Source organism: Methylobacter tundripaludum SV96 (assembly GCF_000190755.2).
Taxonomy (GTDB): Bacteria; Pseudomonadota; Gammaproteobacteria; order Methylococcales; family Methylomonadaceae; genus Methylobacter_A; species Methylobacter_A tundripaludum.
This window is the reverse complement of sequence record NZ_JH109152.1, coordinates 16733-30343: the sequence shown is the minus strand read 5'-3', so window position 1 is coordinate 30343 and position 13611 is coordinate 16733. Positions and strand designations below refer to the sequence as shown.

The window sequence follows — 13611 nt, the reverse complement described above, 5'->3', positions numbered from 1 at the left end:
CATGTTGGGAATGATGCTAGATAAAATAAAAGACTTTGTGGTTTATGACGCCGATAGAGAGTTCTACGCCAAATTATTTCCTGGCTCGGTAGGCAGAAAAGATTTAATGCGTCTGAGAAAAATGAGAAGTTCCGATTTACCCGGAGTTATGACAATTGAAAGGGCAAGCTATCAATTTCCCTGGGAAGAAGACATATTCAGGGACTGCTTTAGAGCCAACTATAGCTGCTGGGTCTGCGAAGAACAGGATACCGTATTGGGCTACAGCATCCTCTCCATGGCGGTAGGCGAAGCACATGTGTTAAATATTTGCGTAGCGCCGGCCGAACAGGGACAAGGAATAGGCCGTAAAATGCTGGAAAATCTTGTTGAAATAGCCAGAGGGCAGGCAGAAACCATGTTTCTAGAAGTCAGGCCGTCCAATACCGTCGCCATCGCTCTTTATGAAGACATGGGTTTCAACGAAATCGGCATCAGAAAAGGTTATTATCAGTCGGAGAATGGCCGAGAAGACGCCATCATGCTGGCGAAGCAGATTTTTTAATGCACGCCTTATAACAGCTGAATTGATAATAGAACGCGGATTGGGCAGATAAAAAAGGCAAAGGACGAAAGGCGAAAAAATCATCTTTCGTCCTTTGCCTTGCGTCTATACCTTTATGAAGAAGCTGATGTTATCTTGCGCTCATCATAATTATCCGCGTCATCTGCGTTCTATTTTTTCCAACAACCGATTATTTCAAATTATCGGTCACATGCGGCTCGATAAGCTGGTACATGATTTGATGCATTTTGGGGCTTGCGGCGATGACGTTGCCCGACTCCAGATACTTGTCATTAAAAGAAAAATCGGTAACCACACCGCCCGCTTCCTTTACCAATAAAAGACCTGCGGCCATATCCCACTCCATTAGGCCGATTTCCCAAAAACCATCCAATCGACCGGCAGCCAGATAGGCCAAATCAAGCGCCGCAGCGCCCGCACGACGAATCCCCGCAGAATCTGTCGCTAATGCGCGGAACATGCCCAAGTAAGCATTCATGTGCAGATCGGTTTTAAACGGAAAGCCGGTGCCGATTAACGCGCCTTTCAAGCTGGTTTGATTGGTCACCCGAAGACGGCGACTGTTTAGCATGGCTCCGCCGCCGCGTTTGGCGGTAAATAATTCATCGCGTAACGGGTCATAAACAACACCGACTTCAATTCTGCCTTTGTGTTTTAAGGCAATGGACACGGCGTATTGCGGAAAACCGTGCAGAAAGTTGGTAGTGCCGTCCAGCGGGTCGATCACCCAGACAAAATCGTTGCCCTCATGCATGCCGCTTTCTTCGGCCAGAATGCTGTGATCAGGGTAGGCAACCTTGATAATGTTGATAATTTCCCGTTCGGCCATACGATCAACCTCGCTGGCATAATCGTTTTTACCTTTTTGGTCGACCTTTAGGTGACCGATATTATCGGATGAGCGGAGTATCAAGTCGCCGGCGGCTCTTGCGGCACGGACGGCAGTATTTAACATGGGTTGCATAGGCGGATTTATATTGAGTACGGATGTATGGACAGATATTTGCTGCTGCAATATCTGCATTCCCCATGTCCCTGTAGGTTATGCTGAAGTTAGAGCACCCAAAGTAGGCGCTTTACGACCGCATGGACGCAGGAGGTAGAGCAATGCAGGAGCAATTGCTGAAAACGCATATAATACCAAATATTTTGCTAAACTTAGGCTCTTTTTTTAACTAAGGACAAGGCATTGCTGTCTACTATAAAAATTGTACTGGTCGAAACAACGCATCCGGGGAATATAGGTGCTGTTGCCCGTGCGATGAAAAACATGAAGATGCATAATCTCTGGCTGGTTGCGCCTAAAATCTTCCCCAGCGCCGATGCCACCTCCAGAGCGTCCGGCGCTGATGACGTATTGGCGGGCGCAACCGTTTGCGCGACCTTGCAAGAGGCCATTGCCGACTGCCAAGTGGTGATTGGCGCCAGCGCCCGAGGCCGGACCATCAGCTGGCCGGAAATGACGCCCAGAGAATGCGCAGAAAAAGTGCTGATCAATGAACCCGGCAATAAAGTGGCTATTGTTTTTGGCCGGGAAAATTCGGGCTTAAAAAATCACGAACTGGATCTGTGCCACTTTTTGCTGCGCATCCCGTGCAACAGCGAATACAGCTCTTTAAATATTGCCGCCGCGGCACAGGTGGTTTGTTATGAATTATTCGTGGCATCCGGACTGGCCGAGCAAGAACAAATCGTGGTCGGCGACAAAGGCGAAGACCCCTTGGCCACGGCAACGCAAATGGAGTCTTTCTATACGCATCTGGCCGAAGCATTAACCGATATAGGCTTTATGCATCCCGCCAAATCAAAATCCATCATGCGGCGTTTGCGGCGGATTTATAACCGGGTACAAATGGATACCAAGGAACTGGACATACTCCGGGGTATCTTACGGATGTCTCAAGGCCACAAGAGGAATAACGATGTTTAACCGAATAAAAGAAGATATTGCCTGCGTCTTTGACCGAGATCCGGCCGCGCAAACGGTCTTTGAAGTGATTACCACCTACCCCGGATTTCATGCCGTTTTGATACACCGAGTCAGCCATTTTTTCTGGATCGCCGAATTCAGATGGCTGGCCCGATTTATCGCCCACATCGGCCGCTGGCTGACCGGCATTGAAATCCACCCCGGCGCAGTCATCGGCAGGCGTTTTTTTATCGATCACGGCATGGGCGTGGTAATCGGTGAAACCGCCATTATCGGTGATGACTGCACTTTGTATCATGGCGTAACCTTGGGCGGAACCAGCTGGGATAAAGGCAAACGTCATCCGACCCTGCATAACGGCGTGGTGATTGGTGCCGGGGCAAAAGTTTTAGGGCCTATCGATATAGGTGAAAACGCCCGAGTCGGTTCAAACTCGGTGGTCTTAAAGCCGGTGCCGGCTGGAGCAACTGCGGTTGGAATTCCCGCTCATATCGTCGACCCCAACAGCAGAGCCGTAACAGCCGAGCGTGACAAGATTGCCTACAAAATGGGTTTTCATGCCTACGGCGCAACGACCGACGTGCCCGATCCAATCGCCTACGCCATCAATCACATGCTCGATCATATTCATGACATGGATAAACAGATAGAAACCCTGCAAAAAGCGCTTAATGATGCGGGCATTAAATACACGGAATCGCCTATCTCCAAATTAGACGGTTGCGAAATTGAGGATGGCTATGAAAAAGACGAACGGTAAAAAGGTAAAAACGGTTTCAACGTGATTTTCATCCAGGCATTCCTCAGAGAAAAGCAACCTTATTTGAGAAATACCTGTGCTTGCCAAGGGTACAATAGTTGACTATTTTGCTAGGTTAAGTATAGTAACAATATCTTAACGGTATTTATAGAGGATACTACTGTGCGCTTAACAACTAAAGGCCGCTATGCGGTTACTGCAATGCTTGACTTGGCTTTTCACAGTCAAATCAAGCCGGTAACCCTGACTGACATTGCGGCTCGTCAAACCATTTCCCTGTCTTATCTGGAACAACTGTTTGCCCGTTTACGCCGGGCCGGTATGGTAAAAGGCGTGCGCGGGCCTGGCGGCGGTTACAAACTGTGTCGCAAGACCAGCGATATTAATATTGCTGACATTATCGCTGCCGTCAATGAACCGCTTGATTCAACCAAATGCGGCGGAGAGGCCAATTGCCAGAAGGATCAGGCCTGTTTAACGCATGACCTGTGGATGGGATTGAGCGAACAGATTAGAGATTATTTGAAGGGCATTTCTTTGGCCGACCTGCTAGAAAAAAACCAGGTTCAGGAAGTTGCCATAAGGCAGCATCACGATGCGCAGCAAGTCATTGAAATTTACCGCCATCCGGATTAATGCCCGACCTGAATGATCTATTTTGATCATAACGCGACCACACCGCTAGACGATCGCGTCCTGGACGCGATGCTTCCTTTCCTGACAACATTCTACGGAAATCCTTCCAGCTTATATCGTCACGGCAGAGTCGCAGGCAGCGCCATAGATGCAGCTCGTGAACAGCTGTCGGCACTGCTTGGCGTTCAGACCGGACAAATTATTTTTACCAGCGGCGGCACCGAAGCCAATAACCTGGCTTTAGCAACACTAGCCCCTCAGGCCGGACTCGCCGTCTCAGCCATTGAACATCCCTCGGTTATCGAGCCTGCCCTGCATTTAAAAAGCCAGGGGCATGAGCTTACCCTGCTTAATGTCGGTACAAACGGCTTGATCACACAGGATGCTATCGACAAGGTGATTAGGCTAAAGCCCGGCCTGGTTTCAATCATGCTGGCCAACAATGAAACCGGCGTGGTGCAGCATGTCGCTCACTATGCCGATCAGTTAAGAGCGCACGGCATCAAGGTTCATACCGACGCCGTGCAGGCGCTGGGCAAAATCCCCGTAAATTTCAACCGCTTCGGCACACACTTGATGTCGCTGTCCAGCCATAAAATATACGGCCCCAAAGGCTGCGGGGCGCTGGTATTTGAAAAATCCGTGGAGATAAAGCCGATCTTGCTGGGCGGTGGACAGGAACAAGGATTCAGGGCAGGGACAGAAAACGTCGCCGCCATCGTCGGCTTTGGCAAAGCGGCGGAACTTGCCAAAACCGAACTTGCCGAACGCCACGCCTATCTGCTAAAACTTAGAAAACTGTTGGAGCATGGCTTAAGCGCCATTCCCGGTCTGACTATTTTTGCCGAGCAGGCCGAACGACTGCCCAATACCGTCCAGATGGGCATCCACGGCATCGATGGAGAAATGCTGCTGATGCAGTTGGATCAGAAAAACATCGCCGTTTCCAGCGGTTCAGCCTGCGCCAGCGGCCAGAGAGAACCCAGTCCGGTATTGGTAGCCATGGGTATTGAACCTGCCGCGGCAAAAAGTGCGATTCGTATCAGTTTGGGAAAAACCAACACTGAAGCTGAGGTTATCGAATTTATTAAACAATTAACATCCTTAACCATCAAATGATAAAGAGGAAATCATGTCTGTCTCATTAACTGAAAGTGCCGCCCGGCAAATTAAAAAACAACTGGAAAAACGCGGCAAAGGCCTGGGTTTAAAGCTGGGCGTAAAGCAATCCGGCTGCTCCGGGTATGCTTATACGATTGATTACGCCGACATACTAAACGAAGGCGATGCCGTATTTGAAAATTTCGATGTAAAAGTCATAGTCGCCGCAAACGATCTGCAATTTGTGGACGGCATAGAACTGGATTATCGCCGGGAAGGCATTAACGAAGCCTTCCAATTCAATAATCCGAATGTAAAAGGCACCTGCGGTTGCGGCGAGAGTTTTTCTGTTTGATCATTGATAAGATGGAACGCGGATGACGCGGATAATTATGATGCTCACGGATAACCTCTTTATTGCCCTGATTCCCAAGTTCAAGCTTGGGAACTGGCGAAAAACACTGATAACCCATAAAAATCTTATTAAATCATAACCATCCGCATCATCCGCGTTCCATTATTCCGATTCCAGAACAATTACGTTATTCCTGCAACAAATTGCTTAAGCGGGCGAACTCAGCCAGCGATATGCTTTCAGCCCTGAGCGTTGGATCAATTCCCAAAGCGACAATTTCTTCCTCGGTGATCAGCTTTTTCAGCGAATTACGCAAGGTTTTGCGCCGTTGCGAAAACGCCTGAGTGACAACCCGATTAAGCTTGCTCATATCATTAACCGCAACAGGCGGCTGCTGGTGCGGCACCAGCCTGACGATAGCCGACATCACCTGCGGAGCCGGGTCGAAGCTTTCCGGCGGCACATCGAATAACAGCTCGGTTGCGCAATAATATTGCATCATGACGCTAAGCCTGCCGTATTTTTTGCTGCCAGGAGCCGCGCAAATCCGGTCAACCACTTCCTTTTGCAGCATGAAGTGCATGTCTTCAATGCAATAGGCGTTATCCAGCAGATGGAACATCAACGGCGTTGAAATGTTATAGGGAAGATTGCCGATGACGCGCAGTTTTTCATCGCGGGCTATCCCTGCCCGCGCCCCTTCGGGCGCTTTGCGTGCCAATCCGCTCCCGGCGGATTGGTCCCCCCCCGCAGCCAGCGACGAGAAATCAAACCTTAACGCGTCGGCGCTGTGAATTTGCAGGTTAGGGTATTGCTTGAATTTCTCCCTGAGCAAAACCACCAAATCCCGGTCAAGTTCAACCACATCCAGACGCACGCCTTCGTTTAGCAAAGGCTCGGTCAATGCGCCCTGCCCCGGCCCTATCTCAACCCAATGCTGACCGGGCCTGGCCTGAATACTGGAGATAATGTTGTAAATAATATTGTGGTCATGAAGAAAATTCTGACCGAAGCGCTTGCGCGGAGTATGTGCCATTTTTATTGCGTAGCCATTGTTAATGCGGTTTGCAGTGCGAATTGCAGGCTGCCTAAATCGGCCTTGCCGCTGCCGGCAAGATCCAAAGCCGTGCCGTGGTCAACCGAAGTGCGGATGATTGGCAGCCCCAGCGTAATATTGACGGCCTGTCCAAAACCCATATGTTTAAGTACCGGCAAGCCTTGGTCATGATACATCGCCAATACCGCATCCGCTGTAGCCAGATACTTTTCGGTGAACAGCGTATCGGCCGGTAACGGCCCATGCAGATTCAAGCCCTGCTTACGAAAAGTATCGAGTACCGGCTCGATAATATCGATTTCTTCCCTGCCCAGATGACCGTTTTCCCCGGCATGAGGATTAAGCCCGCATACCAGTATTTTCGGGTGAGCTATGCCAAAGCGCGAGCGCAGTTCGTGATCCAGAATCCGAATCACCGTCCGTAACCGGGTATGGGTAATGGCTTGACTGACTTCCGACAGCGGCAGATGCGTCGTCGCCAGCGCCACCCGCAAGCCCGGCGTTGCCAGCATCATCACCGGATGTCCGCCGGTAATGCCTGCAATAAATTCGGTATGCCCGCTAAAAGGCAAGCCCGCATCGTTGATAATGCCTTTATGGACAGGTCCGGTGACCATCGCATCAAAAACCGCGTCCATGCAGCCTTTGGTCGCTTTGGTGATGGTTTTTAACACATAGCGGCTATTGGCCGCATTCAATTGCCCGCACCGAACGGGTTCCGCCAGTTCCACCGGCAATACCGTCAAGCGTCCGGCAGTCTGGGCCGTGGCAGGCATAGCGCTGTCGAATTCTGTTATCTGAAGCGGTAAACCTAACTGTCCGGCGCGCTCTTCCAATAATTGCGGACTGGCGATGACGATGATTTCGCAGGGCAAATCCTGCTGCGCGAGCTGAATGCAAAGATCGGGGCCTATGCCTGCGGGTTCTCCGGGTGTTAATGCAATACGCGGTACGGGTAGCCTGGTTGTCATCTGGGAACTGAGATAAAAAAAGAATAATTTTACAGCATAACTACCGGGATTATTTTAAAAAAACGCTGATTTAAAAGATAAGGACTATGGATAGAACTCCTGTCCCATCTCTATGACTGTCAAAGTCTATGCTATGGAAAAATCCCGATCCATCGTTCTGACTATAACCGCCGCCCGACTCGCAGACATTGCAACAAGCCCAGGCAAAAACGCGCTTGGGGAGTCAACACAGCCGCCTTCGCAGACGAAAAATGAAAGATAACACAGCTTGGGAATGATATAAACGCCACAAAAACAGTTGGACATCAAGGCCTTGATGGGACAAACTCAACTGTGATATGCGATGTGCGGTGGATTACTTTTATATCGGCAGTAAAAGTCCTGCCGGAGGGATGGCGGAGCGGACGGGGCTCGAACCCGCGACCACCGGCGTGACAGGCCGGTATTCTAACCAACTGAACTACCGCTCCGCAGTTCGAGCCGGATATTCTATAAGATTAAATCGCCCTGTCAAGAATAAAGACCGACACCGGCCTCGCGGCGCTCTTTTTACGCCGTAACACAAGCAGACCAAAAATAGACTAAAATTACGTTATTGATACACGCACAATGGAACATTCAATGCCCGTATTAAATCAAGACAGAGAATGCCTGACTTCCGTCTTATCCCCCACTTTAAAAACTGATCTATCCCAAGCAATGCATTATTTAGTTTCCTTGTTTTTTTTCATTTTTTTCGTCAATGTTGCTGCGGCAGATGACTTTGATGCCAAAGTTTCCAGCCAGAACAAAGTTGACCCCGTAGTACAGCTGACAGTTAAAGAACGGGCGTGGTTAGCGAATCATAAAAAGATCAGGATTGCTTTTGACGGTTCATTGCCGCCTTATAGCTTCATCAACGATTCGGGGCAGCTTGAAGGTATTGCCATCGAAGTCATGAACACCCTGAGCAAGCGACTGGGCATTACATTTGAAACTTATCCCAATACCAGCTGGAATAAACTATACGAAGCAGCGGCAGCGCATAAAGTTGATGTCGTCGCTACGATGGTCAATCGACCGGATCGCAGGCAGTTGTTTATCTTCACACAGCCCTATCTGATTAAATCATTGGTTATCATGACCAAAAGAGATAACACCACCATTAAAAATCAAAGCGATCTTGTGGGAAAAACCGTCACGATGGTCAAAGGTTACCAATTTGTTGATCGGGTTATTAAGGAGTTGCCTTCAGTCACTCCCTATTTTGTGGTCTCTATGCTGGATGGGCTAAAGGCCGTCAGTACAGAAAAGGCCGATGCAGCCATTACGTTTATGGCCACAGCCAGTTATCTGCAAACCAAATATCTTCTGACTGATCTGAAAATTGCAGCCTTCTATGATCTCAATAGCGCCAATGAAAGCATTAATGAGAGCATCGCCGTACGTAATGACTGGCCGGTTCTGGCAGACATTTTACGAAAGGCGCTGGTCACTATAAGCGAAGAAGAAATGCAGAATATCCACGCCAAATGGGTTCCCAGCATTAAACCCTCAATTGACTACGAACTGATTCGAAAAATGGTAGCGGCGTTCGTCATTGTACTGGTCTTATTACTGCTATGGATTGCCCGGGTTCGCAGACAAAACAAGAAAATAGAACGGTCAAAAACCGAAGTCCAGACCACCAACAAAATCCTGCAAGCATTGAAAAGCGATCTTGAACATCTGGTCGTAAAGCGGACCGCCGAGCTGCACTCCAGCGAACATAAATTCCGTAGCCTGGTTGAAAACCTGCGTAATGAATACTTTTTTTATCAGCGCGATTGCAAAGGTATATTCACTTACATCAGTCCCTCAATAACCAATATACTCGGATACACTGTGGATGAATTTATGATTCATTACCATGAATATCTTACCGACAATCCGATAAACCTTAAAATTGATGAGTATAGCCAAAGCATACACAGTTCGCCTTATCAGTTAGAAATATACAATGCACAGAAAAATATCCACTGGCTTGAAGTGACAGACACCCCTGTTTACGATGAATATAATAAATATATAGGCGTTGATGGCATTGTGCATGACATCACTTTGCGCAAACAGGCTGACGATCGCTTAATCTGGCTATCTTATTACGATGAGTTAACCGGCCTGGCTAACCGCCGGTTATTCGCCGACCAGCTTCAACAAATCATCAGTATGGCGCATCGCACCAACGATTCGGTTTCGCTTTTTTACATGGATCTGGATCGCTTCAAGTTTGTCAACGACACGATGGGACACGCTATTGGTGACGAAGTACTAAAAGAAACGGCCAGAAGAATTTCCTCCACTCTGCGTGACTCCGATATAGCCGCCCGCCTTGGCGGCGATGAATTCGCGCTATTGCTACCGGAAACCGATGCTGCCGGCGCGGCGCCGGTTGCCGAAAAAATCCTGAAAAAGTTACGGGAGCCTTATATTTTTGATGAGTTGGAATTTACTCTGGGCGGCAGTATCGGCATTGCGGTTTATCCTCAAAATACCAGCAGTGGCGAAACCCTGGTTCATTTTGCCGATACGGCAATGTATCACGCAAAGCAGGGAAAGCATGGGGTTTCCTTCTATTCCGAAAGCATGCAGCAAAAGAAAACAATCGGGTAATAAAACAGGTTTACGTCCGCTTCATACCATCACCTCCAATAAGTTAAGCATCATTGGCGGATAACTTTAGGTGCTATTTTTAGATTTAATAACCCACGCACTGCCCTTCATATCGATATTCACTGTGTCCGGTTATTATCAAAATATCAATAACTGACCCGAACGCCCAGCTCCGCACTGCGCCCTGGCTCCGGGGCGAAATTACGCAGATACGATGTAGAATTGCGGATATTTTCGTTCAGCATGTTCTTGCCTTTTGCAAACAAAAGTACCTCCGAGTCGCCAAAGCTCGCCAAGCGGTATTGCGCCCCCAGATTCAACAACAAATAGCCGGGCGTGTTTGAGTCATGTTCGCCTGAATGATTCTGCGCTTCGCCCCGGGTCAATCGGGCATTGGTCGACCAGTCATTTTTCTCGTAACTCAGTTGCAAGCCGTAGCGCAATGGCGGCATACGGGGAACATTGCCGCCCTGTTCAAAGGTGCCGCGGGTATAGTCGCCGAATAAGGTCAGATCGATCGCGCCGTAACGGTTTTGCATCAGCGGGAACACGGTTTGAGCTTCAAAGCCTTTGAAAATGGCGGCGGTCTGGCGGCTTGCCACAACAGGAACGCAACTTGCCCCCGCTGAACAAACCGCTTCCATGGTTTCACTGTCCCTGTTAAACACGTCCCCAGTGCGTTGCTGATAAATGTAGTCACTGACCCAATTGTGGAAAAGATTTAACTCCGCCGTCATCCAATCGGCCTTGTAGCGATAGCCCAGATCCAGGTTATTGGACAGTTCCTTATTGAGGTTGGTATTGCCCAATTCGTAGCTGTGCGTAGCCTCATGAACGCCGTTGGAAAACAATTCCTGTATCTGCGGCGCGCGTTGCGAGTGGGTGAATGCCAGACTGACTTGATGACGGTCGGTGATGTCCCACAATGCCGAGGCCGAGCCGCTGATGGGTACATAAGTCAGGCGGTTACGGTTTTCCGGCGCGATGGTTTGCCATTCGCCGCGAGCACCCAGCTCATACGTGACAGCGCCGATTTTGAACGATTCGACATCAAACAGACCATAGGAATCAAGGTCGGTACGCGGCACCAGGGCTTCTGCGCCTAAAGCGGCAAATTGGCTATTGACCGATTGAAAGCCCAACACGCCGTTTAATATACCGATGGGCTTGTGTTCAAGCTCCAGCCGACTTTCGTAAGACTTATTCAGGAATGTCGTGGCAGGTGTGCCGTTGTCCATCTCGACATGCTTGTAATCGGTATAGCCGAATTTCATCCGCAATTCTTCAGCCAGCGCGAAAGGCTTATTCAGTTGCCCTTTAAAATCGTATTTGGTTTGAGTCAAATCGATAGTCACCGGCGCACCGCCGCTGCCATCCGGCGGAATGCCGTAATTTTTTTCAAGGCTGTTGATTGAAACGCCGATTAAACCGGCATCGCCGATTTTCGAAACTCCGACCGAGCCGCCGCGCGACCGCGCTTTTGAATTATCGATAAGACCGTTGGGATTGCTCACAATATTCAGGCCGGGATCGGTTGCGCGAGCAGCCTCTTCATCTATCGCAGAGCCGCCGATATGGGTATTGCCCTGGTCGCGGTAAAAACCATCGACATGATAGGCCACGCCGCTTTTTCCGCCTTCCAGCTTGATGGCACTGGAGGTCTCGTTGGTTGCCGAATCGTAGCGTTGCTCACCGGCACCGCCGATCAGCTTATCGGGGACTTGCTCTGGAATCCGGTTATCGATCACATTCACCACGCCGCCGATAGCGCCGTTTCCGTATAACAGCGTTGACGGCCCGCGCAACACTTCAATGCGCTCCACCAAAATCGGTTCCACGCCGTTGGCATGATCCGGACTCAATGACGAAACATCATTATTGCCCAGGCTGTTCTGCATGACCCGCACCCGGGGCCCGGATTGCCCGCGAATAACTGGCGTTCCCACCCCGGAACCGAATGACTGGCTGGTAATACCGAGCTCGTTTTTGAGCGTATCGCCGATAGTCGTCCCGGTTTTCATGCGCAACGAGTCGCCCGTCAATACCGTTACCGGCTTGGCCGATTTTGCAGTGGAATGTTTGATGCCGGTACTGATGACGACGATGTCATCCAGTTTGTGAATATCATCGTCAGCCGCATAGGCATTAGCCCCTATTGCGCCTGTCGATAAGAAAATAACAGCCAGTTTTTTATTCATAGTTTTTTGAACGCGTTGCTTGAATAATGAGAAATGTTATAACATAGCATCTACTGGATGCTCTGCTTGGAAAAAATAGCGCCATTAGACTTGCTCGCTACTCATGGTCTGCGCGCAGGTTGCGCATATGCCGTGAATTTCGATGGCCTTGCTATGCACAATGAAATCCGCCTGTTTGATTTCCTGCGACAAGGCCTGCATAACATCGGGGGCCGACCGCTCTTCCACTTCCTGGCAGTTATTGCAGATCAGCAATAACTGTTCATGCTGATGACCCGAGCAACTGCAACCGACAAAGGCATTGAGGCTTTCCACCCGATGAATCAGGCCCTGCTCGATCAAAAAATCCAGTGCGCGGTAAATCGTTGCGGGTTTTGCGGCATTTTGCAGGGGTTTGATGCGATCCAGCAGCTCATAAGCTTTGACGGCTTTGTGACTGTCCCAGATCAGCTCCAGCACTTGATGGCGGATCGGGGTTAATTGCACGCCGCGCACCACGCACAAATGCTCGGCAGTGCCTAATGCCTCGCTGACACATTTTTTATGATCGTGCCCCAAGGAATGGGAATCGCTTGCTTCGGCAGGTGTGTTCATTGCAAAGACCGTTTATCTGAAATCGAATGTTATATTATAACATTCACTAGGATTTCACAAGCCGTGCCTGTTACTGGACGACAAACCGAGTATGAGTTTCCCACCCGCCAGGCGGCACGGACAGATGCCCGCTCCTTATTTTCGGAAGAGGCTAAATCTTTACAAAGCGCTTTATTTAATTGAAACTACCCCCGTCCATACGGCAAGACAGTGAAATGGACATAAAAAAAACCATGCTTAATAGCTTTACGTTAGGCACCGGGATTCAATTCCACCTTATAGAGAGATAAGACATGCAAAAAGGACGTTTAAATATGAAAAAATGGCTTTTAGTCGGCATCACCGCCTTAACAGCTTCGGCAGCAAGCAGTGTCGTCGTAGCCGAGGCCAAACAAGACTTCACCTTGGTCAACAAAACGGGTTACACCATTGACCAAGTTTATGTCTCCCCAAATGCTACAGATAATTGGTTAGATGATGTCCTGGGCCAAGACGTTTTAGAGGATGGTCAGAAAGCTAATATAAAATTTCACAGTGCCAATGAAATCTGCAAATATGACTTAAAGGTTATTTATGACGATAAAGAGGAAGTGGAATGGACTGACATTAACCTTTGCGAGGAAGAAAAAATCACCATCCACTGGAACAAGAAAAGCGGTGAGTCGTCAGCCACTTTCGATTAACCGTTAATCGTTTGCTTAGATATTGTCGAAAAACGGGGACCGCTAGACAGGAGTCAATGCCCCCCAAAATCGATAGGCCTTGTGTTTTCACGAAGCGTTTTAAGCAGGGAAAACACAGGCTTTAATTGAT

The 13611-nt window shown here is 49.1% G+C and carries 13 protein-coding genes and 1 tRNA gene; 8 read left to right on the top strand and 6 right to left on the bottom strand.

Going from position 1 to position 13611, the window contains the following annotated elements:
• Position 1: 1 nt before the first annotated feature.
• Positions 2-544: a ribosomal protein S18-alanine N-acetyltransferase gene (gene rimI, locus METTU_RS00145; RefSeq protein WP_006889256.1), complete on the top strand. Its 543-nt coding sequence runs from the start codon at positions 2-4 to the stop codon at positions 542-544.
• Positions 545-734: 190 nt separating this feature from the next.
• On the opposite strand, the gene METTU_RS00140 is transcribed toward rimI, so the two are convergent.
• The gene (locus METTU_RS00140) at positions 735-1529 is read right to left on the bottom strand and encodes an inositol monophosphatase family protein (protein WP_027149383.1); all 795 of its coding nucleotides are present in this window, start codon (positions 1527-1529) and stop codon (positions 735-737) included.
• A 225-nt stretch (positions 1530-1754) separates the two neighbouring features.
• Here METTU_RS00140 and METTU_RS00135 point away from each other — a divergent pair, with 225 nt between their 5' ends.
• From METTU_RS00135 to METTU_RS00115, 5 genes are all read left to right on the top strand, one after another.
• Positions 1755-2495, top strand: coding sequence for an RNA methyltransferase (locus METTU_RS00135; protein WP_006889254.1), 741 nt, complete (start codon positions 1755-1757; stop codon positions 2493-2495).
• On the top strand, positions 2488-3255 hold the full coding sequence (cysE, locus tag METTU_RS00130) for a serine O-acetyltransferase (RefSeq protein WP_006889253.1): 768 nt from the start codon (positions 2488-2490) through the stop codon (positions 3253-3255). Before METTU_RS00135 ends, cysE begins: the two co-directional genes overlap by 8 nt.
• A 162-nt stretch (positions 3256-3417) precedes the next feature.
• Positions 3418-3891 carry a Fe-S cluster assembly transcriptional regulator IscR gene (gene iscR / locus METTU_RS00125; RefSeq protein WP_006889252.1) on the top strand — a complete coding sequence of 158 codons (474 nt, stop codon included), beginning with the start codon at positions 3418-3420 and terminating at the stop codon, positions 3889-3891.
• A gap of 12 nt (positions 3892-3903) precedes the next feature.
• Complete coding sequence (locus METTU_RS00120) at positions 3904-5010, top strand: cysteine desulfurase family protein (protein ID WP_006889251.1); 1107 nt, start codon at positions 3904-3906, stop codon at positions 5008-5010.
• Positions 5011-5023: 13 nt separating this feature from the next.
• Positions 5024-5347, top strand: a complete 324-nt coding sequence (locus METTU_RS00115) for a HesB/IscA family protein (RefSeq protein WP_006889250.1) — start codon at positions 5024-5026, stop codon at positions 5345-5347.
• A 187-nt stretch (positions 5348-5534) separates the two neighbouring features.
• Here the strand turns inward: METTU_RS00115 and rsmA are convergent, their stop codons facing one another.
• From rsmA to METTU_RS00100, 3 genes are all read right to left on the bottom strand, one after another.
• The gene (gene rsmA / locus METTU_RS00110; protein WP_006889248.1) at positions 5535-6383 is read right to left on the bottom strand and encodes a 16S rRNA (adenine(1518)-N(6)/adenine(1519)-N(6))-dimethyltransferase RsmA; all 849 of its coding nucleotides are present in this window, start codon (positions 6381-6383) and stop codon (positions 5535-5537) included.
• A 2-nt stretch (positions 6384-6385) separates the two neighbouring features.
• On the bottom strand, positions 6386-7375 hold the full coding sequence (gene pdxA, locus METTU_RS00105) for a 4-hydroxythreonine-4-phosphate dehydrogenase PdxA (protein WP_006889247.1): 990 nt from the start codon (positions 7373-7375) through the stop codon (positions 6386-6388).
• Positions 7376-7768: 393 nt separating this feature from the next.
• Positions 7769-7845, bottom strand: a tRNA-Asp gene (locus METTU_RS00100).
• Positions 7846-8074: 229 nt separating this feature from the next.
• On the opposite strand from METTU_RS00100, the gene METTU_RS00095 reads away from it, so the two are divergent.
• On the top strand, positions 8075-10006 hold the full coding sequence (locus METTU_RS00095) for a diguanylate cyclase domain-containing protein (protein ID WP_217182741.1): 1932 nt from the start codon (positions 8075-8077) through the stop codon (positions 10004-10006).
• Positions 10007-10152: 146 nt separating this feature from the next.
• Here METTU_RS00095 and METTU_RS00090 read toward each other — a convergent pair whose 3' ends face one another.
• Together METTU_RS00090 and METTU_RS00085 are read right to left on the bottom strand one after the other, a co-directional pair.
• Positions 10153-12204: a TonB-dependent receptor gene (locus METTU_RS00090; RefSeq protein WP_006889245.1), complete on the bottom strand. Its 2052-nt coding sequence runs from the start codon at positions 12202-12204 to the stop codon at positions 10153-10155.
• Positions 12205-12288: 84 nt separating this feature from the next.
• Positions 12289-12798: a transcriptional repressor gene (locus tag METTU_RS00085; RefSeq protein WP_006889244.1), complete on the bottom strand. Its 510-nt coding sequence runs from the start codon at positions 12796-12798 to the stop codon at positions 12289-12291.
• A 293-nt stretch (positions 12799-13091) separates the two neighbouring features.
• Between METTU_RS00085 and METTU_RS00080 the strand changes: the two genes are divergently transcribed.
• A complete protein-coding gene (locus tag METTU_RS00080; RefSeq protein WP_217182739.1) occupies positions 13092-13481 on the top strand; it encodes a hypothetical protein in 390 nt (129 codons plus the stop codon).
• Positions 13482-13611: the final 130 nt, after the last annotated feature.